Annotated in this window: 21 protein-coding genes; 7 read left to right on the forward strand and 14 right to left on the reverse strand. The window is 65.4% G+C overall.

The features are described from left to right. Positions 1-283: 283 nt before the first annotated feature. Complete coding sequence (locus C446_RS09835; RefSeq protein WP_006672940.1) at positions 284-1,771, reverse strand: single-stranded-DNA-specific exonuclease RecJ; 1,488 nt, start codon at positions 1,769-1,771, stop codon at positions 284-286. Between the two features lie 119 nt (positions 1,772-1,890). Between C446_RS09835 and C446_RS09840 the strand changes: the two genes are divergently transcribed. After that, positions 1,891-2,193 (forward strand): hypothetical protein, encoded by a 303-nt coding sequence (locus tag C446_RS09840; protein ID WP_049920142.1) that lies wholly within the window; start codon positions 1,891-1,893, stop codon positions 2,191-2,193. An 11-nt stretch (positions 2,194-2,204) separates the two neighbouring features. On the opposite strand, the gene C446_RS09845 is transcribed toward C446_RS09840, so the two are convergent. The 8 genes from C446_RS09845 to C446_RS09880 all read right to left on the reverse strand — a co-directional run bounded on the left by C446_RS09845 (position 2,205) and on the right by C446_RS09880 (position 10,703). Continuing rightward, the gene (locus tag C446_RS09845; RefSeq protein WP_006672942.1) at positions 2,205-2,972 is read right to left on the reverse strand and encodes a uroporphyrinogen-III synthase; all 768 of its coding nucleotides are present in this window, start codon (positions 2,970-2,972) and stop codon (positions 2,205-2,207) included. Continuing rightward, positions 2,972-3,820, reverse strand: a complete 849-nt coding sequence (cobA, locus tag C446_RS09850) for a uroporphyrinogen-III C-methyltransferase (protein WP_006672943.1) — start codon at positions 3,818-3,820, stop codon at positions 2,972-2,974. Before cobA ends, C446_RS09845 begins: the two co-directional genes overlap by 1 nt. A 1-nt stretch (position 3,821) precedes the next feature. Further along, positions 3,822-4,961 carry a hydroxymethylbilane synthase gene (hemC, locus tag C446_RS09855; protein WP_006672944.1) on the reverse strand — a complete coding sequence of 380 codons (1,140 nt, stop codon included), beginning with the start codon at positions 4,959-4,961 and terminating at the stop codon, positions 3,822-3,824. A 408-nt stretch (positions 4,962-5,369) separates the two neighbouring features. Beyond that, a complete protein-coding gene (locus C446_RS09860) occupies positions 5,370-5,831 on the reverse strand; it encodes a hypothetical protein (protein ID WP_006672946.1) in 462 nt (153 codons plus the stop codon). A gap of 71 nt (positions 5,832-5,902) precedes the next feature. Next, positions 5,903-6,577 carry a hypothetical protein gene (locus C446_RS09865; protein WP_006672947.1) on the reverse strand — a complete coding sequence of 225 codons (675 nt, stop codon included), beginning with the start codon at positions 6,575-6,577 and terminating at the stop codon, positions 5,903-5,905. Positions 6,578-6,700: 123 nt separating this feature from the next. After that, the gene (gene hemL, locus C446_RS09870; RefSeq protein ID WP_006672948.1) at positions 6,701-8,047 is read right to left on the reverse strand and encodes a glutamate-1-semialdehyde 2,1-aminomutase; all 1,347 of its coding nucleotides are present in this window, start codon (positions 8,045-8,047) and stop codon (positions 6,701-6,703) included. Between the two features lie 188 nt (positions 8,048-8,235). Next, entirely contained in the window at positions 8,236-8,835 is a 600-nt protein-coding gene (locus C446_RS09875) for a PH domain-containing protein (protein WP_049920143.1), read from the reverse strand. 116 nt (positions 8,836-8,951) lie between these two features. Further along, positions 8,952-10,703: an ammonium transporter gene (locus C446_RS09880; protein WP_006672950.1), complete on the reverse strand. Its 1,752-nt coding sequence runs from the start codon at positions 10,701-10,703 to the stop codon at positions 8,952-8,954. 582 nt (positions 10,704-11,285) lie between these two features. Here C446_RS09880 and C446_RS09890 point away from each other — a divergent pair. Continuing rightward, positions 11,286-11,663, forward strand: a complete 378-nt coding sequence (locus C446_RS09890) for a hypothetical protein (protein WP_152419420.1) — start codon at positions 11,286-11,288, stop codon at positions 11,661-11,663. Between the two features lie 111 nt (positions 11,664-11,774). Here the strand turns inward: C446_RS09890 and hemB are convergent, their stop codons facing one another. Then, a complete protein-coding gene (gene hemB / locus C446_RS09895) occupies positions 11,775-12,833 on the reverse strand; it encodes a porphobilinogen synthase (protein WP_006672953.1) in 1,059 nt (352 codons plus the stop codon). A gap of 130 nt (positions 12,834-12,963) precedes the next feature. Between hemB and C446_RS09900 the strand changes: the two genes are divergently transcribed. Both C446_RS09900 and C446_RS09905 read left to right on the forward strand, forming a co-directional pair. After that, positions 12,964-14,436: an aminomethyltransferase family protein gene (locus C446_RS09900; protein ID WP_006672954.1), complete on the forward strand. Its 1,473-nt coding sequence runs from the start codon at positions 12,964-12,966 to the stop codon at positions 14,434-14,436. Between the two features lie 233 nt (positions 14,437-14,669). After that, entirely contained in the window at positions 14,670-15,842 is a 1,173-nt protein-coding gene (locus C446_RS09905; RefSeq protein ID WP_006672955.1) for an MFS transporter, read from the forward strand. Between the two features lie 248 nt (positions 15,843-16,090). On the opposite strand, the gene C446_RS09910 is transcribed toward C446_RS09905, so the two are convergent. Beyond that, positions 16,091-16,519 carry a thiol-disulfide oxidoreductase DCC family protein gene (locus C446_RS09910; RefSeq protein ID WP_049920145.1) on the reverse strand — a complete coding sequence of 143 codons (429 nt, stop codon included), beginning with the start codon at positions 16,517-16,519 and terminating at the stop codon, positions 16,091-16,093. A gap of 139 nt (positions 16,520-16,658) precedes the next feature. Between C446_RS09910 and C446_RS09915 the strand changes: the two genes are divergently transcribed. Then, the gene (locus tag C446_RS09915; RefSeq protein ID WP_006672957.1) at positions 16,659-16,982 is read left to right on the forward strand and encodes a 4Fe-4S dicluster domain-containing protein; all 324 of its coding nucleotides are present in this window, start codon (positions 16,659-16,661) and stop codon (positions 16,980-16,982) included. A 253-nt stretch (positions 16,983-17,235) separates the two neighbouring features. On the opposite strand, the gene C446_RS19325 is transcribed toward C446_RS09915, so the two are convergent. Then, on the reverse strand, positions 17,236-17,400 hold the full coding sequence (locus C446_RS19325; RefSeq protein ID WP_006672958.1) for a DUF6757 family protein: 165 nt from the start codon (positions 17,398-17,400) through the stop codon (positions 17,236-17,238). 378 nt (positions 17,401-17,778) lie between these two features. Beyond that, positions 17,779-18,633: a PHP domain-containing protein gene (locus C446_RS09920; protein ID WP_006672959.1), complete on the reverse strand. Its 855-nt coding sequence runs from the start codon at positions 18,631-18,633 to the stop codon at positions 17,779-17,781. Between the two features lie 151 nt (positions 18,634-18,784). Between C446_RS09920 and C446_RS09925 the strand changes: the two genes are divergently transcribed. Beyond that, positions 18,785-19,072 carry a DUF5789 family protein gene (locus C446_RS09925; RefSeq protein ID WP_006672960.1) on the forward strand — a complete coding sequence of 96 codons (288 nt, stop codon included), beginning with the start codon at positions 18,785-18,787 and terminating at the stop codon, positions 19,070-19,072. A gap of 341 nt (positions 19,073-19,413) precedes the next feature. Beyond that, positions 19,414-19,899: a chemotaxis protein CheD gene (locus tag C446_RS09930; protein ID WP_006672961.1), complete on the forward strand. Its 486-nt coding sequence runs from the start codon at positions 19,414-19,416 to the stop codon at positions 19,897-19,899. Between the two features lie 30 nt (positions 19,900-19,929). Here C446_RS09930 and C446_RS09935 read toward each other — a convergent pair whose 3' ends face one another. Continuing rightward, positions 19,930-21,207, reverse strand: a complete 1,278-nt coding sequence (locus C446_RS09935; protein ID WP_006672962.1) for a chemotaxis protein CheC — start codon at positions 21,205-21,207, stop codon at positions 19,930-19,932. Between the last annotated feature and the right edge of the window lie 232 nt (positions 21,208-21,439).

The raw sequence follows: 21,439 nt of genomic DNA on the forward strand, positions 1-21,439 counted from the left end.
GTGAAATCGTCCTCATGTTCGCCATCATCAACATAGAAAAGCTCTGTGAGCCACTCTAACCCTCATTCAGCAGCTATTCAACAAAGCACCTGATTGTACGTTGGAATCAGTCGGGAAACGGCACGACCGACTCGAGAGCGGAGTCGCTCGGAAGCCGAGAAACGGGGCAGGGATCGTCGTCCGAAGCGGCGGCGTCTCTCGAGTTAGCGGCGTCCTGGTCGACTGAAACGGGTACGCACTGGGGGAGTGCCAAGAATGGAACCGGAAAGCGTGCTCGAGCGTGCTACGAGAGCTGGTCGCCGACGAGTTCGTCGGCGCGTTCGACGAACTCGGACTCGCGGCCTTTGGGGACGGTCGCTCCGGCCGCGACGTCGTGGCCGCCGCCGTCGCCGTCGACGGCCTGCGAGGCGTCGGTCATCACTGTCGAGAGGTCCAGCCCGCTGCGAACGAGTCCGTGGGTGCCACGGGCCGAGACCTTGATTTCCTCGTCGTTTTTCTCGGCGAACGCGACGATCGGTTTCGAGCGACTGATCCCGTCGTTGCCCATCGCCATCCCCGCGACGATACCGACGATGGTCTCTCGGATTCGGTCGTCCGCGTGGAACCACTGGAGGTTGTCCTCGTGGGTGACCCCTTCCCGGGTGACCAGATCGATCCCCTCCGAGAGGTTTCGCCGGTGGTTCCGAAGGAGTTTGCGGGCCCGCTCGAGTGCACCCTCCCTGTTCCCGAGACAGACCCCGAGACCGACGTCGGCGCGTTCGTACCGGGCGGTAGCGTTCAGAAGCGTCGAGAACTCGCTTGCATCCCGGAGTTCGGTGCCGACCGGCTCCTCGCTGAGGACGTAACTCGTGCCGACGAGTTGATCGATCTTTTTCGCGGGAACCCCCCGCGAGACGGCTCGTTTGACGAGCGCGCTGGCGACGGTCTGTTTCTCCTCGTTCGTCAGTCCGGACCACCGTCGCCACTCGCCGTCCTCGCGTCGCAACTCGAGGTCGAGGTCTTCGAGGAATCGCAGGGAGCCGGCTTCGTCGCCCGAGATTCCGGGGATCTGTACGTCCGTGGCGTACTCGAGCAGTTTCGGCAGCGGACGGGTCTGTTTGCCATAGAGTGCGAGGTCTTTGCCGGTCTCGAGGACGCCGGCCGCGACGCCTTCTTCGACGATCCGCTCGTTCGCGCCGTGGAGTTCGCCACCCGACGCTTGCATGTCCCCGACCGCACCGACGACGGCGAGGGCGGCGAGGTCGCGGTTGTCGCGTGTCGCGGTGGCCTCGCCGGCAGCCGTCGGCGTCCCGCCGTCGGCCGAGACGCCCTCTCTGATTTCGGCTTCGGCTACGTCGGCGAGCGCTCGCGCGAGGACGTAACTCGCGCCGGCACCCGACAGTTCCGAGGCCCCATCGATCCCGAACAGGAGGGGATTCAGGTGGTACTCGGTATCGCGATCGGCGGGCTGGTGGTGATCCGCGATGACTGGTGTGAACGCGCCCGCGTCCTCGTACTCGCCGATGACGTCGAGCTGGCCGCTCCCGAAGTCGGTAAAGAGGACGGTCTCGTAGTCGGTCGCCGCGATGCCGGCGATCGCCTCCTCGTCGAGTTGCTTCTCGAAGACCGTCTCGAAGGGGATGCCCGCACGCTCGAGTGCTTGTGAGGCGATCGCGGCGCTGGTCAGCCCGTCGGCGTCGATGTGGGAGGCAAGCAACACGCGATCGGCCTCACACAGTCGCCGCGCACAGCGGGTCGCCCGCTCCTCGAGGTCGGGAATCGGCCCTGCCATCGGTCGATTGTGAGGCGGCTTCCGGCATAAACTTGCGGAACCGGTCGCCCGGCAGAGATCGGTCAGTGTCGCGACTCGTCGGGCGGTGGTTTTTGCTGTGGGCCGTCGTCCGACCCAGTATGCGGATCGTTCGATCGCTCCTACTCGCGACCCCTAACCGGGAGCCGACGGTCGGCGAGCCGTTCCGTGTCCGCGTCACCGACGAACTCGGGCGGCCGATCGCGGATGCAGTCGTCGAAAGCGGATCGATCGTCGCTCGAACCGGTGGGAACGGGTGGTGTCGGCTGCGGTTTCGATCGCCGGGCTATCGCACGGTGTGTGCGTCTCGAGAGGCGACCGAGCGCGTCGCGTTCGAGCCTGTCCGGGCGACGCTACGAGTCGTTCCGGCGGGACGGCCGACGCTGTCCCGGCGGCTCGGCTGACGGATCGTCGCTTACCGGTCGCCGCCGGTCTCGGTCGCTGCCTCGACGGTCTCCTGGGCCAGCGTCTCGAACGTCGCTTCGCTCGCGACGAGGTCGACCGGCAGACCGCAGTCGGCGGCCGCCTCCGCGGTCGGATCACCGATGACGCCGACGACTGCGTTCTCGAGTCCCGCGCGCGTCTCCGATTCCAGTCCGCGGGCCGTTGCCGCTTCGAGGAAGTGCTCGACGGTCAGCGGTGACGTAAAACAGAGGCCGTCGAGATCGCCGGCGGCAGCCAGCTCGGCCGACTGGCCGCTGCCGTCAGGACGGACGAGTCGATAGAGAACGGTTTCGTGAACGGACGCACCAGCGTCCGCGAGGCCATCGGGGAGAACGTCGCTCCCGTGGTCGCTGCGGGCGATTTCGATCCGAGCGTCGTCGATACCGCGATCCGCGAGCGCGGCGACGATCCCGCTCGAGGTGTACTCCTCGGGAACGATGTCGACCTCGTAGCCCGCGTCCCGGAGCACGCCAGCAGTCGAGGGGCCGATCGCGACGAGCGTCGCGTCCCCGGGCTCCCAGCCGGTGTCGGCGACGAGTTCGACGCCGGTCTTGCTCGTCAACACGACGTAGTCGGCGTCGGTACGGGGCGTCTCGCCGGTCGGTTCGATGGCGAGCATCGGGTCCGGTACCGGTTTGGCTCCGAGCGACTCGAGACGGTCGACGGCGTCCTCGATGCGCTCGTCGTCGGGGCGAAACGCGGCTACCGTCGGTGTGTCGGCGTCAGCGTGCGCTACCATTACGAGTCGGATACGTCCGGGGTGACGGCGTCGGTTTCGGATTCCGATCGATCTTCGCGGTCGGCGACGGATTCGTTCTCGAGGAACTCGACGACGGACTCGCGGGTAGCGGCGACGCCGCCGATCACCGTCACGGCTGGCGGTTCGATGCCGACCTCGTCGCGAGCCTCGACGATCGTCTCGAGGGTGCCGGTCGCGACCCGCTGTCCGGTCCAGGTACCGCGTTCGACGAGTGCGGCCGGCGTCTCGCGGTCCAGTCCGCCGTCACGCAGCGCCGAGACGTACTGGGGAAGTCGGGTGACGCCCATCAGCACGACGATCGTCCCGCCTGCGTCCGCGAGCGCGTCCCAGTCGACCGCGGAGTCGTCCTTGGTCGGGTCCTCGTGACCGGTCACGAACGAGACCGACGAGGCGTGGTCCCGGTGGGTCACGGGGATGCCGGCGACGGCCGGCGCGGCGACCGCGGAGGTGACTGCCGGGACGACCTCGAAGGGGATACCGTGCTCGGCCAGATACTCGGCCTCCTCGCCGCCGCGGCCGAAGACGAACGAGTCGCCGCCCTTGAGCCGGACGACGCTTTTCCCCTCTCGGGCGAGTTCGACCAGTCGCTCGTTGATCTCCGATTGTGGGGTCCGGTCGCCGTGTGCTCGTTTCCCTACGTCGATACGGCGCTCCTCCGGGAGGTCCTCGATGATCTGGGGGCCGGGGAGTTTGTCGTGTAAGACGATGTCGGCCCGCTCGAGGAGTCGTTTCGCTTTGACCGTCAGTAGCCCGGGGTCGCCGGGACCGCTCCCGACGAGGTAGACGGTTCCGGGGTTCGGTTCGCCTCCGTGGTAGTTAATTCCCATCTCATTTCCCCTCCGGTTCGGGTGGATCGGTGTCGCTGTCGTCGTCGCTCTCTGCTTCTTTCCGTGCGTCCGCGATGAGCTTCGCCGCGCCGCGGTCGGCGAGATCGGCGGCGAACTCCCGTGCGGCGTCCGCGTGGCGTTCGACCGGTAGGTCACGGCTCGCCACGACCGACTCCTCGCCGTCGCGGTCAAAGACGGTGACCGACGCGTGGACGTATTCGCCCTGGACGATCGCGTAGATGCCGATCGGGGCGATGCAGCCGCCGCCAAGCTCCGCCAGCAGCGTCCGCTCGACCGTCGTCTCGACGCGACTGCGCGGATGATCGATCGCCTCGCGAATGTTCCGGGCCGTCTCGCCGTCGGTCGCGGTCACCGCGAGGGCACCCTGGCCGGGTGCCGGGACGAACGTCTCTGTCGGCAGCTCACGGTAGTCGACGTAGTGAGCCAGCCCGCTGCGCTCGAGGCCCGCGCCCGCGAGGACGATCGCGTCGTACTCGGTTTCGACTTCCCGGCCGAGCGCCTGGCGCTCGAGTTCCGAGAGATCGTCGAACCACTCGTCGACGGTGCGGTCGTACTCGGGCTCGAAGTCGTCGTCACCGGTGTTCGCTTTCCGCTCTTTGTCCGCTTCCGAGCGCTGCTGGTGTTGTTCCTGCAGTGTGGGTGCAAGCAACTTCTCGAGTCGCGTGTCGACGTTGCCCCGTAGCGGCTCCACCTCGAGGTCGGGCCGCTGTGAGAGCAGTTGTGCGCGCCGGCGCAGGCTCGAAGTGCCGACGGTCGCTCCATCCGGGAGTTCGTCGAGCGTCGCGCCGTCGGGCGTGACGAGCACGTCGCCGGGGGTCCCACGTTCGGGGACGGCCGCCGTGACGAGTTCGTCGGGCTGTTCGGTCGGCATGTCCTTCATCGAGTGGATCGCGCCGTCGAGCTCGCCCTCGAGGACGCGCTGGTCGAGTTCGCGGACGAACGCCCCCGTCTTCCCCAGCCGGTGGATGAGTTCGTCTCTGATCTGGTCGCCAGTCGTTTCGACGGTGACGAGTTCGACCTCGTACCGTCGGTCTTCGAGGGCCTCTTTGACGAGCCCGGCCTGTCGTCGGGCGAGCGTCGACCCCCGTGTCGCCAGTCGCAGCGTCCCGCGCGTTCTCATGGGCTGTAGTCGTCCCCTCGGGTATGAAAAGCGCACGCTTACCTGCCGCCGTTCGCGTCGCGACCGACGCGTCGTCGAACGGCGGTATCGCGGCCGTCGGTTCCGGCCCGCGAGTGCCGGACGTGGCTTTTCGTCTCGGTTTCTGGTTTTTGACCGGTCGATACGCGCGCTCTCGGGCGTTTGTCGCTCATCGCTCCGCCCATCGTTCGTCGTTTCGTTTGGCTTCCTCTCGAGTCGTGGGCCTACAGCCGGAAGTGAAACGCCATCCCACAGGTACCTTTTCACCAACACGTTCGGCCGTGGATTCGGCTGACTCGAAGGTCGCACGCGTGAAGTGACCCGGTCTATTTACCGGCGACCGCCGATCCCGCTCTGGTGATCGCCGGTAAGTCACTACAGTAACCCGTCTCAGCCCTTTCGTTCGACCACGCGTTCGACCTCGATCTCGTGGTGACACTCGCGCTCGTCCCCGTCGACGACGGCCGTTACGGTCACCGACCGTGGGGTCGCCGCGACGACCTCCTCGAACTCGTGGACCGGGCGACTCACGACGGTTCCGTCGCTGTCGATCGCGGTCCGCAGTTTGACTGTCAACTCGAACCGTCCGGAGGCATAGCGGAGGTCCGGCCGTACCCCCTCGAGCGAGGAGTCCAATTCGTTCTCGAGGGCGTCTTCGAGGGCCATGAGCCCCTCGAGATGACAGACTTCGACCGCTTCCTCGACGGCGATGCCAAACACCGACCGCCCGTCACGGGACGTTTCGACGTGTTTTTCGAGCGGTTCGCCGGTCGCTGGCTCCCGTCGGCCGTCCGACCCAGGGTCTCGGGGCGGCTGTCGGCGGGAGGGAGTGGAGCCGTCGTCTTCGGCCATCGAGCGTGACCTCGTTCGGGTCCAACATGTGCTTTCCGGACAGGGGGAGTCGAGTCTCGACGTCGAACACTTCAGGGGACCCCGATGGCGACTCGACGCCTGTAGAGGTAGTACCCTGCAAGCAGCGGCTGTGCGGGCGGAACCGACAGCGACACGAAAGCGAGCGCGAGGTAGACGCCGGGGTTGGGTCGCCACGACTCGCCTGCGAGACAGACGTAGGCAGCGTCCCGGTGGATCGCGACGGGGAACGCGCCGAACGCGACCGCGCCCGCGACCCCGACTCCGGTAGTCAAGAGACCGGGAATCGACAGGACGACCCCAACGGTCGCCGCGGCGAAGCCGAAAAGCGTCGTCGCGAACGAGAGCGCGACGACGGCCCACCAGCCCGACCGGCCGGCCGGCGTGCCGAACCGGCGGTGTCGCCTCGCCAGGTAGACGACGCCAGCAGCAGGTGCCCAGACCAGTGCGAACGCGGTGTTGAGCCACGGTCGTGGCTGCCAGTTGGCTCCTGCACCCGGTTGCCGTCGAATCCGACGGGCGTCGAAAAACAGCGTCGTCGCGACTCCGAACGTCAGAACGGTGTAGCCGAGGGTACCCACAAGAAGCAGACCGGTTCGGAGCCCGGGCACGCCGGGCTCTAGGTCCTGCAACACGCCGACGATGCCGACTCCGACGACCGGTGGAAAGAGATAACACAGACGCTCTGCGAGCCGCGCCCAGCCGATCTCGTCGACGTGTGTTCGCATCTGGGACCTTTCAGTCGTCGGTCCGTCGCCATCGAGCGACGTGTCGTTGCTCGGCGAGTCGTCTCGAGTCCGTCCCCTTGTCCCGTGGGCTGGGAGGATAGCCGATGCGGGCGAGAAGAGACGTTACAGCGCCTCTTTGTACGCCTCGAGCGTTTTCTCGACGTCCTCGTCGGTGTGGCTGTAGCTCACGAACTGACACTCGAACTGGTTCTGGGAGAGGAACACGCCCTGCTCTTTCATCTGCCCCCAGAAGATTCGCCGCCAGCGGTCCGTGTCGGCGTTTTTGACATCGCTTGCGTCCTTCGGACAGTGATCGTACCGCGAGCAGGTCGGGTCCTGCCGGCAGCCGCCCTCGCACTGCTCCTCGAGGGCGTTCGTTCCGGGCCCGTTACGGGTGAAGATCACCTTGAACATGCTGTCGGTGCCGGTAACGGTGTACTCGGGGGCCTGGTCGGCGACGATCTCGGTCAGACCGCGACGGAGCCGGTCACCCAGTTCGTTGACGTGGTCGTAGACGTCGTTTGCGGCCGCGAATTTGAGCGTCTCGAGACCGGCGGCCATCGTGACGGGATGGCCGGAGAAGGTGCCGGCCTGGAAGACCGGACCGGAGGGGGCAAACTGCTCGATGAGTTCGGCGCGGCCGCCGATCGCGCCGACGGGGAAGCCGCCGCCGACGATCTTGCCGAAGGTGGTGATGTCGGGGGTGACGCCGAACTCGCTTTGGGCACAGCCGAGCCCACCCACGCGGAAGCCGGTGATAACCTCGTCGAAGATCAGCAGGGAGCCGTGCTCCTCAGTGATCTCCCGGAGGAACTCGTGGTAGCCGTCCTCGGGATGGACGATGCCGTAGTTGCCGAGGATGGGTTCGGTCATAACGGCTGCGATGTCGTCGCCGTGTTCTTCGAAGACCTCGCGGACTGCCTCTTGGTCGTTGAACGGGACGGGAAGGGTGTGTTCGGCGAATGACTGCGGGACGCCGGCCGAGGAGGGTGCCGGGTTCTCGTGGTCGCCCTCGACGAGCGTCGACTCCTGGGCACCGTGATAGCCGCCCTGGTTGACGACGATCTTGTTCCGGCCGGTGTAGCCGCGAGCGAGCCGGACGGCGGAGGTCGTCGCCTCCGTCCCCGAGTTGACAAAGCGGATCTTCTCGACGCTCGGGACGTGTCGAACGACGAACTCCGCGAGATCGACTTCGATCTCCGTCGGGGTACCGTACATCGGACCTTCGCTTGCCTTCCGCTGGATGCCGGCCCGGACGGGTTCGGGGAGGTCGTGGCCAAGCAGCAGCGGCCCGAGTCCCATCACCCAGTCGACGTAGCGGTTGCCGTCGGCGTCGATGACGTGTCCCCCGTTACCTTTCTGGACGAAAAACGGATAAGGTTCGATCGCCGCGCGAACCGCCGAGTTGACGCCGCCGGGCATGACCGACAGCGCCCTGTCGTACAACTCCCGGGAGTTGTCGTCGTGCATACGCGACCTTTGGGGAGCGGACGGCAAAGTAGTACCGAGGTTCTCCTGTGTCGCTCCGGTGATGTGGCGAACGTGTTCGCCGCCGGACCGTCGCTTGCCCCTTCGCCGTTTGCGGGTCGTCGCTGGTCGTCGGGCATCACGATCGTCCCCTCACCGCCACCCACGCGCGCAGTGGTCTACTGTCCGCTCTACTTCCGGCGTGACTGCTGTCGTCGGATCGCCGCTGCGACCGACTCGAACTCGGGAACCCCGCGGAGTCGAAGCCCGTTCCCCCAGCCGAAACTCCCCGACGAGATGGCGTGAGAGACCGAGATCGTCCCGTACCCCTGGTTGCGACTGAAGGCGGTCGTTTTCGTTCGAAGGCCCCGTACGTCTTCCACCCACGTTTCGCTCGTCGTTTTCGTCGAAAAGCCGGCGATCACCACGATCCGGCGATCGGTCACGAGATACCGGACGCGGTTGCGCCGGTACCACGCGTACCCCCCGACGGCGGCGGCGAGGACGAGAACGAAGAACCCGACAGCCAGGTCCTGTGTGGCGATCGCGACGCCGAGTAGCGCGAACAGTCCCGCGATCGCGAGGTGGACAGCCCAGGCCCACCACGTCGGCCGCGTGTCGACGATCACCTCCTCGTCCTCGAGCAACGGCAGCTCCACACTCGAGGCCGAACGCGATCCCGAGCCTGGACTTCCACCGGGGCTCGACCGGCCGTCCGCTGAATCACGCTCGTCCCCACTCGATGGGTCTTCCTCGTATGCTACCGTCGACGGTCCGTCCCGTTCGCTCATTCGTCCCGATATCACAGCAAAAATTGATAACAGTACTGGTATTCTCGGTCCGAATTCGTTCCGGTCGCGTTCGCGTCGGTCCCGAGTATCGACCTCGTTGGGCAGGGACAGCGAGCTCAGACGGCCTCCCGTCCGCGCTTGCCGGTCCGTATCTGACAGGCGTCTTCGATCGTCTGGACGAAGATTTTCCCGTCACCCGGCTCGCCCGTGTTCGCCGCTTCGCGGACGGCCGTGATGACGTCCGCTGCCGGCACGTCGGCGACGACGCACTCGATTTTGGCTTTCTGGTGGAGATCGACGGTGTACTCTTCTCCGCGCCACTGGCCTTTCTTCGCGGGCTGGGAGCCCCGTCCGGAGACGTTCGTGACCGTCAACGATGGCGCGCCGATCTGGGCAAGCTCTGTCTTGACGGCGCTCAGACGGTCCGGGCGAACGATCGCCGTGACCATTTTGATCTCGCCGTCGTTCGGTTCGCCTCCATCGGCACGGAGGACGCTCGAGTCCCCGTCACTGCCGTGACCGGCGGTTCCACCGTCGGTCGCGACGTCCGGTTTGCCGAACTCGGGGTACGTGTCGACGCCGTGTTCAGCGAGGTCCAGCCCGTCGCGTTCGTGTTCGGGCGTGACGCGGGCCTGTCCGGCCGCTTTGAACGCGCCCCAGATGGCTGCCGTCGTGACGACCGTCCAGACCGTGAGGACGGCGACGCCGACGATCTGTGGGACGAACGCGCCCGCTTCGATCGAGAGGAGCCCGCCCGCGACGAGCCCGCCGCCGATCGCGGTTCCCTCGATCGACCACAGCGGGTAGAGAATCAGTCCGAGCATCCCCGCGCTACCGTGGACGGGAAACACCGCACAGACGTCGTCGATCTTCAGGTACTGCTCGACGAACCGGAAGACGAGCGGGAGCTGTGCACCGGCGAGGAAGCCGATCGCGATCGCCCCCATCGGCGTGATGAGATCGGTCGGTCCGGTGACGCCGACCAGCCCGGCGAGCATACCGTTGGCGACGTACAGGGTATCCACCTTCCCGATCGTGACGATCGAGACTGCCGACGCGCCGACCGCACCCAGTCCCATCCCGAGTGCGGTGACCATCGCGACGCTGCCGACGTAGTCGAAGTCGGCCAACTCGAAGGAGCCGGGGTCGACGACCGTCGCTGCGGTGCCGACGTTGAAGCCGAACCAGCCGAAACAGAGGATCAACGTCCCCAGCACGGCAAAGGTCAGCGAGTGTCCGGGAAGGACGTTGACGCTGCCATCGTCGGCGTACTTGTCGATGCGCGCTCCGAGTATCCAGGCCGCAGTAAGGCCAGCGACGCCGCCCACGCCGTGGACGACCATCCCGCCTGCGAAGTCGGCGAAGCCGAACGCATCCAGCAACGGCGCGTCAGCGCCCGGTGCGTACCAGACGAGTCCGGCGACGACAGGGTAGATGACCGCCGCCAGCAGAAACGTGTAGGCCACGTACGCACGGAGCTTGGCCCGTCCGGCGACGGCCCCGGAGACGATCGTCGCGGCCGTCATCGCGAAGACCGCACTGAACAGCCACATCACCCAGTCGAACGATCCCTCGCCGAACATCGTCAGCGGCGTCGATTCGCCGCCAGCCAGGGCCGCGCCGACGTTGTTCGAGATTCCCATTCCGATCACGAAGAACACGCCGATCCCGACCGCCCAGGTCAGCATGTTCTTGGTCAACTGGTTCGCCACGTTCTTCGAGCGAACCTGGCCCGCCTCGAGCATCGCGAACCCGGCGTGCATGAAGAAAATCAGGAACGTCACGGTCAGCGCCCACATCAGGTTCATCCCCGTCGCGAGCGACTCGAGGTCGCTCGAACTCACCTCGAGAAGGGGCGGCTCGATCATTCGGTCACCTCCGTCGCTGCGGTCGAAGTCGGAGTCAGATCTAGATCGGAAAACTCGTCGTCAGAGTTCGGTCTTTTGTTCGCTAACATCGGGATCAGTGCAACGCTTGTTGCTCGAGTCACGTTCCTACGGGACGACTGGGTATAATATAAGGGTAAGCGTTGATGTTCGTCGATAATGTGGTGGTAATAGGTTGATCCGTTCGAATTTAAAGGAGGTTTAATCTATATAATGGCTTCTCCGTGAGGATCGGTAGCTTCCGTCCGTTGGGAACTGGTCGTCTGTCAACACCACGATCGTCTCGTGAGGACGATCGAGCACGTTCGTGCGCGGACGGAACCGGTTTCCCGACCGATTCGGCCTGTGCGCGGCGACCGCTGGGCTTCGATCACCGCTCTTCTCGGCTAACTGGGCAAACGTGCGGATCGCCGTCCACACAGTGGGGTCGTTCGGTTCCGATCCCATCGACCGGCGGCTCTGTGGGTGATTCGTTCGGTTACACGTCGTGACGCCGTTGACGCGGCGTCGATTCATGTGATCTAGTGACTTTCACAGTACTAGAACATAATCTATAACTGATCTTTGTCTGACGATAGTATCGAGGTGTTCGATCTGAAACGAACGTACGCGTTCACGGTCACAGGAGTCGTCGTCCTCGGGTTCGTCCTTCTCGTGGTCGGTACGTCGGCGGCCGCGGCGACCGACCTCGAGTGTACGAACAGCGGTGCTCCGGGTGAAACCTGTATCTACGAACCGAGCGACCCGGTCGTCGACGACGGGATGGACACGGAAGCGGACGCGGACGCGGTGATGACGGCCCCCGAGGTCCAGGAGTGCCGGGAAGATGTCGACTGTGAGGAGATCATCCGTTCCATGCCGGACCTGCAGAACTTCGCCGGCCAGTACGAGTTCCACTACGCCAACCAGTACCAGTACTGCGTCGAGCAACAGTCGCCCTGACCGTCTCCCACGGCTACACAGTAGTTGGCCGTGGTTTTCTCCTGTATTTCGTAAACTCGGCCGTTCGTTTTCGATGAATTCCGGCGATGACCTGTCTCTGTCTCCCACACGCTACGCGAGTTCGCTCGCTACGTCCTCCGCGAAATAGGTCAGGATCAGATCCGCACCAGCCCGCTTGATCGACAGCAGCGACTCGAGCGCGACCGCCTCGAGGTCGAGCCATCCCTTTTCCGCGGCGGCGTGTAACATCGCGTACTCGCCGGAAACGTTGTAGGCAGCAACGGGGTGGTCGAACTCCCGGCGGACGTCGGCGACGATATCGAGGTACGGGAGCGCGGGTTTGACCATCAACACGTCGGCACCCTGCTCGACGTCGTGGCTCACCTCACGGACTGCCTCCCGTCGGTTCGCCGGGTCCATCTGGTAGTGCCGGCGATCGCCGAAGGCGGGTGCACCGTCGGCAGCGTCGCGGAACGGGCCGTAGAAGGCGCTCTCGTACTTTGCGGCGTAGCTCATGATCGGGACGTGTTCGTGGTCCGCATCGTCCAGCGCCTCGCGAATCGCGCCGACCATCCCGTCTATCATCCCGCTCGGGGCGACCATGTCCGCGCCCGCGTCGGCGTGTGAGACCGCGATCTTTCGGAGCGACTCGAGGGTGGCGTCGTTGTCGACGGTGATCGAGGGTTCGTCCGGCAGCGAGTGTCCGTTGCCCGGTAAGTGACCGTCCCCGTTGCCATCGCCGTCGTCGCTTCCCTCGCCCGTCTCTTGCAAGCCCGACTCGAGGGTCCCGCAGTGGCCGTGGTCGGTGTACTCACAGAGACAGACGTCGGTGACGACGTAGGCGTCTGTCTCCCGGCTGATCCGACGCGTCGCTTCCTGGACGACTCCGTCCTCGGCCCACGCGCGGGTTCCGTCGACGTCTTTCGTTTCGGGGACACCGAACAGCATGACCGCCTCGACGCCGGTCTCGCGAACTTCCTCGACGCGAGCGACGGCATCCTCGAGCGGGACGCGCTCGTGACCGGGCATCGACTCGATCGGTACCCGCTCGTCGGTCGTCGCGTCGACGAACACCGGTGCGATGAGGTCGGTGGGCTCGAGGCTGGTTTCGCTGACGAGCCCGCGAACCCGGTCCTGCCGGAGTCGTCGGGGACGGTGGGTAAGGTCCATACGGGGGTCTACTGAGGACACACGCAAAAACGGTGCGTTCGCGGAGCGCGATCCTCGAAGCCGTTGTCGACCGACGGGAGACGTATAACTCTCCTGAAGACTTATGAGGACTCCTCGAGCAGTCTCGACTATGGAACGCCGCCCGTTCCTCACAGCCCTCTCGGGAAGTGCGCCCCTCCTCGCCGGTTGTACCGCGCTGGTCGACGACGACCCGGCGAACGAAACGGACGACGATGGAACCAACACTGAACCGTCTACCGACGACGACCTGGACCGACCGGACGAGTTCGACCCGCTGTCCCCCGAGTCGGACCCATCCGTCGTCGACTTCGAGACCGCGCCGCTGTCGGCCGCGGTCGTCGATGGCCGTCTCTCGACGGCGGATCGGCTCTCGGTCGTACTGGACTTCGTGGCACCGGCAACGGCCGAGTCGCCCGCACGGCTGGGGGCCGTCCTCGAGAATCGAAAGCCCTTCGCCCAGACGTTCAGACCACGGCGACTTCTCGTCCTCGACGATCCGGCCAGCGGTCGCGACGACGACCGAAACACGATCTATCTCGTGCCGACCGCCGACAACGAACTCGCGGAGACGGTTCCGGCCCTCGAGCGCGACGCGGACGGGCGCTGGCGCGTCGAGAGCGTTCGCGATGACTGGTACCCGAAGTCGATCACTCTCGGGGCTGAAGAGAGGGTCGTCCTCGAGTTCGCCGTCGTCGGTCATCACGACCGCAGCGAACCGCCGATCGACGCGGGCACGTATCGGTTCTCGTGGCGGGACAACGGGTTCTCGATCGCCGTCTGGCCGACCGAGACGCCGGGACCGACCGACGAATCGCGCTTTGCCGGCGCGGACGTGCCGTCGATCCCCGATACGAAGACCGAGTGGTATCACGACGCCGGCCAGCGGACGGAGACGTTCCTGCGTGCGGATGCCGAAACGGTCGATACACCGGGTCGAATCGAGTTCGAACTGGTCAACCGTGCCCGGGAATCGATGAGCGGGAACCCGTACCGCTGGCGGCTCTACAAACTGGTCGACGACGCGTGGATTCCCGTCTATCCGTGGGAGTTTCCGCTACCGCTCGCCGCTGTGACACCGGGTGAGAGCGACGAGACCGAACTGGTCCTCTATCACGGCGAGCCAGTCGGCCGACAGGGCCGTACCGTCGGTCACCTCGGCGGCGGTCGCTACGCCTACACCGTCGGCTACAGCCTCGAGGACGAAACGCACGCGGCGATGTTCGAGGTCGACGCGCCGACCCTCTCGATCGGTCCCGAGCCGGACGCCGAGATCGATCGCGACGGCGACACCGTCGTCGTTCGGCTCCCGAACTACGAGGACGCCCGTCGGCCATCGACGGTCACAGTGACGCGTACGTCTAGCGCCGAAGAACGACTCATCGAAGAACAGCTTCCGCGGCGGCCGTTCCGGGCGTTCCGGAACACGCTTTCGCTTTTCGAAGAAGGTGTCGAGGAGGTTCGTCTCGAGACGGACCGAAGCACGGCGCTTCGCTCGCTGGACTTCGACGAGGGGGAAACGCGGACAATCGAGTACGACGGGGACGCCTTCGAAGCGACCGGTCGGGTACTCGAGGAGCCTTAACGCCGAATCGGTCCCGTGAACCGTCGCGGGAACGCGGCGTCGTCTCGCGGAACGAATTTCTCTCGAGACCTACCGTCCGTGAGTGTCGTCCGTTCGCAAGTCCCACTGAGCGTCCTCTGCCGGGATCAATACCCTCATACGCCGGGGCTGTCGACGGGAAAGTGAACTGCTACGGTAATGATATCGACGAACTCGCCGACTTCAGTACGACTCGAGGGTGACGACGATCGACGATGAACTGGCGCTACCGGGAGACCGTCCTCGCACTGTGTACGCTCGCGTTCTTCGCGACGATGGTCGGCCGGCTGGTGATCAGCCCGGTCGTGCCGATGGTCACCGACGAGTTCGGCGTCTCGAACTCGGTGATCGGGATCGCGCTGACGGGAATGTGGATGGCCTACTTCCTCTCGCAGTTCCCCAGTGGGTTGCTCGCGGATCGGTACGGCGAACGGATCGTGATCCTCGTCGCCGTCGGCGGCACTGCGGCGGCGAGCGTCTTCCTCGCGATCGCTCCGCTGTTCTGGGTGTTCCTGCTCGGTACGATCCTGCTGGGCGGGGTCGCCGGCCTCCACTACAGCGTCGCAACTACCCTCCTCACCCGTACCTACGACGAGATCGGGACCGCGATCGGCGTCCACAATGGTGGCGGCCCCCTCGCCGGGCTGATCGCGCCGCCGATCGCCGCCTGGATCGCAGTCCAGTACGGCTGGCGTCCCGCCATCGCCGTCGGCGCTGCTGTCGCCGTTCCCGTCTTCCTGCTGTTTGGCTGGCGTGTCCAGCCCACCGAACCACAGCGTCCCGACGAGCGGGTCCGCGATCGCCTCGAGCTCGAGCCCGTCCTCGAGTTGCTCTCCAGACCGAAGATCGCGTTCCCGATCGTGCTCTCGATCCTCGCGGCGTTCGTCTGGCAGGCGACGGCGTCGTTCCTGCCGACGTTTCTCATGGAACACCGCGAGCAGTCGCCGGAGCTTGCGTCTCTCGTCTTCGGCGGCTACTTCGTCGTCCAGGCAGTCACGCAGGTCGGCGTGGGCGCGGTGTCGGACCGGTACGGGCGGGACCTGGCGACGGGTGGCTGTATGATCCTCGGGTCCATCGGGTTCGGCTTGCTCGTGGCGGTGCCCGGTTCCATCGCGCTCGGTGCCGCGGTGCTTCTGATCGGGACCGGTCTCGGCTGGGGCGCGGCGCTGCTCCCCCGGTTCATGGACGTGTTGGGCGATGCAGAGCGTGGAGCCGGCTTCGGCCTCGTTCGCACGGTCTACGGCTTCATCGGCGCGCTCGGCTCGGTTTGCACTGGCCTCCTGGCCGACGTGTTCGGCTGGGGCGTCGCATTCGCCGTGCTCGGCGGGCTGCTCGCGCTCGTCCTCGTGGCCTTGTTCGTCAACTGGGTGTTCTCCCTTGGATACTGACTGGTCGCCTGCTGCGTCGTCACGCTCGTAGGTCGTCCCTGCCGATGGACTCCGTTCGTGCAATAATGACGGACCTTCCCTGTCGACGGACTCCGTTCGTGCAATAATGACGGACCTTCCCTGTCGACGGACTCCGTTCGTGCGATAATGACGGTCCTGACGGTTCCTCGTACAGTTTCCCCTCGGCCAGTTCCCGTGGAACCACGACTCGAAGCGACTGCACCGGTCCATCGCGACGACAGCCCGTCTCACTCTCTCTCGGTCCCATCCTCTGCTCCGTCTTCCTCCCGTGTGGGCGGGTTCCGACTGGCGAACGAACCGAACAGGGCTCTCCGATCCGCGACTTCGCGGTAGAGTGGCTCCCGAACCGTTTCGCGACCTGGGAGCTGTCGGAACGCGACCGCCAGGAGCCGCGACGGAGTGTCGACACGGGCAAGCGTCTCCTCGATCGCTGCGCCACAGGAGTAGGTTCCCTCGTCGGTCAACAGGTGTGCACAGTCCTCGTACTCGTCGGGCAGCCGGGATAGCTGGTCACCCTCGAGTTCGGAGAACCCGACGAGGTCGAACGTCCCGCGCTCGGCGGCGAACTCGGCACACCAGGTGCAGAACCCACAGTCGTCGTCGTAGACCAGCATCGGCCGCGAGGCGGACTGCCTGCTCGAGTCAGGCTGGGCCATACGGCAAGTACGTGCTCGAACCCGAAAAGCACCGCGCGAAACGAGTCGTGTCGGTCCGGCTCAGAGGGCCACAGCGGGCCCGAAATCGGTCGCGAGTCCGTACATTTAAGTTATCGTCCACCGTTTCCACCTGTTAGCAATGGCCATAGACCCGCAGTTCACCGAAAACCGAGAGCAAGTCGACGAACACAACGGCCACGCCGTCTGGGGCCCGGTCGACGAACCCGAGGACCTGGGCATCCACGGCACCCACGTCGCCGTCGACTTCGATCTCTGTATCGCGGACGGCGCGTGTCTCGAGGACTGTCCGGTCGACGTCTTCGAGTGGGTAGACACGCCGGACCACCCGGAGAGCGAACGGAAGGCGGACCCGGCTAACGAGGCCCAGTGCATCGACTGTATGCTCTGTGTCGACGTCTGTCCGGTCGACGCGATCGACGTCGACGCGGGACGGACGGCCTGATCTGTCCATCTCCGAGTTCCGGTCCTGGTTCCAGTCTCGGTCCCGGGACGGCGTATCGTCTTTCCGACCCGACCCGCTGGGGATGTACTGTGTCTCGGTAGGGAACGGTCGCCGACACGACAAGCGCGACCGATCCGCATCGTGCCTGGAACCTGTCACGACATCCGACGATTCGGACGGTTTACTGTACCTCAGTGCCGGTACACCCGCGACCCGAAGCGATCGCACTGGGACATCGGTACAGCGACCCGTCTCACTCGGCCCGATCGACGTCGACCTGTTCTTTGAGCTTCTCGAGGCCGTCTGCCTCGGCGAGTTCCTGTAACCGCTCGCGGAAGTGTTCCTCACAGAGGCCGACCTTCAGACCGTCGGATTCCGCTGCGAAGGCGGCGTCGCGGTCACAGTAGTGGCAGTTCATAGACGCCGGTAGGGCGTCGGAGACATTTAAGGCTCCGCTATCGGCCGGTGTTCCCGCTACCGCCACTTGTCGTCTTCTTTACTGGCTCGGTGAAACTGTGTTCGGCTATCGTAGCCACTGCAAGTCGTTGCGTACCTGATCGACGGACGGATCGGCGATCAGTGTACGAACCGTTGCAGTTGGTTCTACAGGCGGAACAGGCCGAATGCCTCGGGGTCGTACGGAAGACGCAGTCTTCCGTGATGACGAGACGCCGAAGGCGTCTCGAACCACGTGACCCCGAGGCGGCTCATAACGATCGAGGTCGTCAGTGCACCGATTGCACGACAGCTGTGCGACCGGATGCAGGACGGTTGTACGATCGGACGACCGACCGTGTTAGGTCGTTGTTCGGTCCTCGCGCTCGTCGTCCGCAGGTGTCGGCAACCCCAGGCGCTCGTACTCCTCTCGGGAGAGTCCTGCTACGCCGAGTCGGTCTTCGTGGGCGTCGCTGCCGCCCGTCGGAAGCAGATCGTAGCGCTCGAGCGTCCGCTCGACTGGCTCGAGGTCGACGTCCTCGCGGCCGTACGGGTACCACAGTTCGACGGCGTCCAGCGCCGCCGCTCGCTCGAGAACGCTCGCGGGATCGGGATACCGCAACGGGTGAGCGAGCGCGACCAGCGACGCTGCCTCCTCGAGTATCTTCAGTCCCCGCTCGAACGAGGGGACGTTTCGTGGGACGTAACAGGGGTCCCCGCCGCCGATGAGTCCGTCGAACGCGCCCTCGTAGTCGCAGTCGACATCCGGATGATCGTCGATCGCACGGGCGACGTGTGGGCGGCCGAAGCCGTCGGTGACGGTGACGCCGAGATCGACGCCGAGCCGATCCTCGACGCGGTCGACGATCGCCTGTCCGCGTTCGATCCGATCCTGCTGGATACGGTCTGTCAGGGCCTCGAGTTCCGTCGTACGCTCGACCGCGTACCCCAGCAGGTCGACACGCTGGCCCGGTTCGGGCCGGTCGTCCGGCCCTCGAACCTCGTCATGGCCGTCGATCTCGACGCGGAGTTCGATTCCGTTGACGATCGTCACCCCGTCGCGCTCGAGTACAGGGGCATCGGTCGGCTGCAACCGGTCGTGGTCGGTGAGTGCGACGACGTCCACACCGTGGCGTCGCGCCGCGGCCGGCACCGCCTCGCGATCGAGGCTCCCGTCCGAGCGGGTCGTGTGAACGTGTAGATCGGCGTATGGCATACTCGATCCGAGCCCGGCCGGGGCTAAAGGCGTTTTCAGTGGCGTCGATGGTCGCTCTCCAAGGTCCCTCTAGCAGTACTAGGTGTAGGGGTGACCTAGAGATCGTTTATGGACAATGTTTATAATCATCGTTCACACAGATGGTAGTGTAATGCTGCTCAACGGCACCGGCGAACTCATCGACGACTACGAGTACCCCGCGACCACCGAGGAACTGATCGAGGCACACGGCGACCGTACCCTCGAGCTCGCGAACGGAACCGAACGGGTCGAGGAGGTACTCACGCGCCTCGAGTCCGAGACGTTCGAGACTTCCGAGGACGCCCGCTTCGCCATCTACGCCGCCGTGAGCGACAAGGCGGTCGGCCGAGTCGGCTACAGCGACCGTGACCCGACGCCGGTCGGGAGCCCGTACAGCCCCGACGCGCTGTCGTTCTAGCGGCTCGGCTCTTCGTCCCGCCGTTACGACGACAGGTTCGCGTCTCCACCCTCCTTCCCCCTCAGCCGCCGCTTCTTTCGCGTCGATTCGTCTCTGGCCGTCCTCGAGTCGATACCGACACCTCTCGAAGCGTCTGCCCCGTCCAGTTTCGCTTCTGCTCGTGTTTTCCTCCCTGAATTCGAGCCCGTCGTCACCGACGGCTCCGGAACGGCACACTGCGTCGGTGGCCGGAAATACTACTATCGAGAAGCCACGAGTTGGCGTCGTCGCGTTCCCGGTCGCCGTCCAGTCCCGGAAGCCGAACCCGGGTCCGGCGCGATTCCGAAACGAGACAGCACCGAATGGCCGAAACAACCCCAATCCGCGTCGGTATCGCCGAGTACGGACTCTCCACGGATGGCCGTCCGCTAGTGACGAATGGCGTCGGCTCCTGTGGCGTGATCGTCCTCCACGACGATGTCGCCGAGGTAAGCGGCATGCTTCACTTCATGCTTCCCGCCCGGGAGTCGCCGTCGCCGGACGACCCAGACGAGAAGTTCGCCGACAGCGGGCTCGAGGCCCTGCTATCCGCCTTCGAGTCCCACGGTGGGCGTCGACGACGAGCGTGGGCGAAACTCGCCGGCGGCGCTCGAATGTTCGAGTTCGACAGTTTCGACGCACCGATCGGGGAGCAAAACGTCGAGGCCGCACGGACCGGCCTCGAGGAGCGGAGCGTCCCGATCCGGGGATCGGACGTCGGCGGTTCCGAGGGACGACAGGTCACGCTCCGGCCGGACTCGGGGGAGATGATCGTCAACACGGCTGCTGGGGAGACGCGCCGACTGTAGTATCCCGTCGTGTGGGACGGTCCGGCCGTACTAGAAGAGATCGTCGGGATCGACGTCCGTCTCGTCGGCCCGCTCGACGAGTAGATCGTCCAGCGCCGACTCGAGTTCCGCGGGTCGCGGGACAGCGAACAACTGACACTGTAACGTGTCGGTGTCGCCGATTCGAATCGCGGAGTCGAGCAGGAACGCGTAGTTCTCCTCGCGGCCGACGTCGGCGATGATCGGGCTCACGATCGACGACCCCATGTCGTCGACGAACGCCGGAGGGGAGTGTTCGATCGATGTCTCGAGGACGTTCGCCCAGCCGTCGATGAATCCGCTCGCGATCACGTTTCCGAGTTCCTCGAGTGCTTCGCGCCGGCGGCCGGCCCACTCGATTTCGCCCTCGCCTGCTTCGTCCCCATCCGGCTCGAGATCGATAAACGGCAATGCCCCGACGGCGGTTCGGGCCGCACCGGGATCGAACAGGATCGCCAGGTGGCCACTCGGCGTCCCGTCGAACTGCACCACGGTCCCGATTCGACGCCGGTCGCTGACGTGGGTCGGTACGTCGACGAGCGGGACGAACCGCAGACGATTGACCTCGACAGCGGTCGAGAGCTGGGTCATGTTCGCGACGTTGTCCGCGGCTTTCGCCGATCCCCGCTCGGTCATCTCGGAGAAGACCTCGAGTTTCTCCAGGGGGATACGACCGCGCCCGACCGACCCGTCGTCCGGGTCGTCGGGCCGGGTTTCGAGCAGGCGCTCGAGCGACGCCAGCTCCGGGAACAGTAACATTCGGAAGGAGACGTCCTCGTCGACGGCGTCGACCCGGCTACGGAAGACGACGACGTACTCGTCTTCGGTCAGGTCTTCGGGAAGCACCGCGACGCCCGCTCCTTCGACGTAGTCGGGTGGGGAGACCTCGACTTTCGTCTCGAGGTGATCGGCCCACCCGCTGACGAAGCCGTTGACCATGATGTTTCCGGCTTCGACGATCGCGCTCTCGGTTAGGTCCGGATCGAGGTCGTGGTCGGGAGCCTCGCCCCCGGCGTTCGGGACGAGCCCCCGTGTGATCGTCTTCCGGCCGTCCGCGTCGAAGGCCAGTACCGTCGTTCCCGAGAGGGGATCGCCGAGCCCAACTTCGACGCCGGCGAACTCCCGGCCGGCGAACTCGTACTCCAAATCCGCGGTCGACAGCAGGGAGACGTCAGTCACTTCGACCCGCGTCTCGAGGCCGGTCAGTTCAGCCAGCGCTTGCGCTGCCGACTCCCCGCCGCTCCGGGCCAGTTCGTTGTACGTCTTCAGCGATTGGATGTCGATTTCCATCGTCAGTTCCTCGTTTTGGTTGCGCAGCCGGGTTCCGTTCGAAGGCGTCCGTTCGACCGGTATGTCCGCGCCGCTCGGTTCCCGGTTTCGATCCCTGCCGTCGATGGGACGTGTTATACCTGTCCGAGTCGAGTAATTTATCTTTCGGGGGCTGCTCCCTGGAGCGGTCGTAGACGCGGTACGAGTCTGCTGGACCAGCGGACACGAACCCCGCCAGCCTGTCGCAATCGAC

Origin of the sequence: Halobiforma nitratireducens JCM 10879 (assembly GCF_000337895.1) — an archaeon.
Lineage (GTDB): Archaea > Halobacteriota > Halobacteria > Halobacteriales > Natrialbaceae > Natronobacterium > Natronobacterium nitratireducens.

Excerpts from the sequence above, each read along its gene's own strand:
- hemL (WP_006672948.1), bottom strand. The coding sequence starts at position 8,047 with ATGCACGACGACAACTCCCGGGAGTTGTACGACAGGGCGCTGTCGGTC.
- C446_RS09835 (WP_006672940.1), bottom strand. The coding sequence starts at position 1,771 with ATGGCAGGGCCGATTCCCGACCTCGAGGAGCGGGCGACCCGCTGTGCG.
- C446_RS09880 (WP_006672950.1), bottom strand. The coding sequence starts at position 10,703 with ATGATCGAGCCGCCCCTTCTCGAGGTGAGTTCGAGCGACCTCGAGTCG.
- C446_RS09915 (WP_006672957.1), top strand. The coding sequence starts at position 16,659 with ATGGCCATAGACCCGCAGTTCACCGAAAACCGAGAGCAAGTCGACGAA.
- C446_RS09840 (WP_049920142.1), top strand. The coding sequence starts at position 1,891 with ATGCGGATCGTTCGATCGCTCCTACTCGCGACCCCTAACCGGGAGCCG.
- hemC (WP_006672944.1), bottom strand. The coding sequence starts at position 4,961 with ATGAGAACGCGCGGGACGCTGCGACTGGCGACACGGGGGTCGACGCTC.
- C446_RS09865 (WP_006672947.1), bottom strand. The coding sequence starts at position 6,577 with ATGCGAACACACGTCGACGAGATCGGCTGGGCGCGGCTCGCAGAGCGT.
- C446_RS09925 (WP_006672960.1), top strand. The coding sequence starts at position 18,785 with ATGCTGCTCAACGGCACCGGCGAACTCATCGACGACTACGAGTACCCC.
- C446_RS09930 (WP_006672961.1), top strand. The coding sequence starts at position 19,414 with ATGGCCGAAACAACCCCAATCCGCGTCGGTATCGCCGAGTACGGACTC.
- C446_RS09860 (WP_006672946.1), bottom strand. The coding sequence starts at position 5,831 with ATGGCCGAAGACGACGGCTCCACTCCCTCCCGCCGACAGCCGCCCCGA.
- hemB (WP_006672953.1), bottom strand. The coding sequence starts at position 12,833 with ATGGACCTTACCCACCGTCCCCGACGACTCCGGCAGGACCGGGTTCGC.
- C446_RS09920 (WP_006672959.1), bottom strand. The coding sequence starts at position 18,633 with ATGCCATACGCCGATCTACACGTTCACACGACCCGCTCGGACGGGAGC.
- C446_RS19325 (WP_006672958.1), bottom strand. The coding sequence starts at position 17,400 with ATGAACTGCCACTACTGTGACCGCGACGCCGCCTTCGCAGCGGAATCC.
- C446_RS09845 (WP_006672942.1), bottom strand. The coding sequence starts at position 2,972 with ATGGTAGCGCACGCTGACGCCGACACACCGACGGTAGCCGCGTTTCGC.
- C446_RS09935 (WP_006672962.1), bottom strand. The coding sequence starts at position 21,207 with ATGGAAATCGACATCCAATCGCTGAAGACGTACAACGAACTGGCCCGG.
- C446_RS09875 (WP_049920143.1), bottom strand. The coding sequence starts at position 8,835 with ATGAGCGAACGGGACGGACCGTCGACGGTAGCATACGAGGAAGACCCA.
- C446_RS09910 (WP_049920145.1), bottom strand. The coding sequence starts at position 16,519 with ATGGCCCAGCCTGACTCGAGCAGGCAGTCCGCCTCGCGGCCGATGCTG.
- C446_RS09900 (WP_006672954.1), top strand. The coding sequence starts at position 12,964 with ATGGAACGCCGCCCGTTCCTCACAGCCCTCTCGGGAAGTGCGCCCCTC.
- cobA (WP_006672943.1), bottom strand. The coding sequence starts at position 3,820 with ATGGGAATTAACTACCACGGAGGCGAACCGAACCCCGGAACCGTCTAC.
- C446_RS09905 (WP_006672955.1), top strand. The coding sequence starts at position 14,670 with ATGAACTGGCGCTACCGGGAGACCGTCCTCGCACTGTGTACGCTCGCG.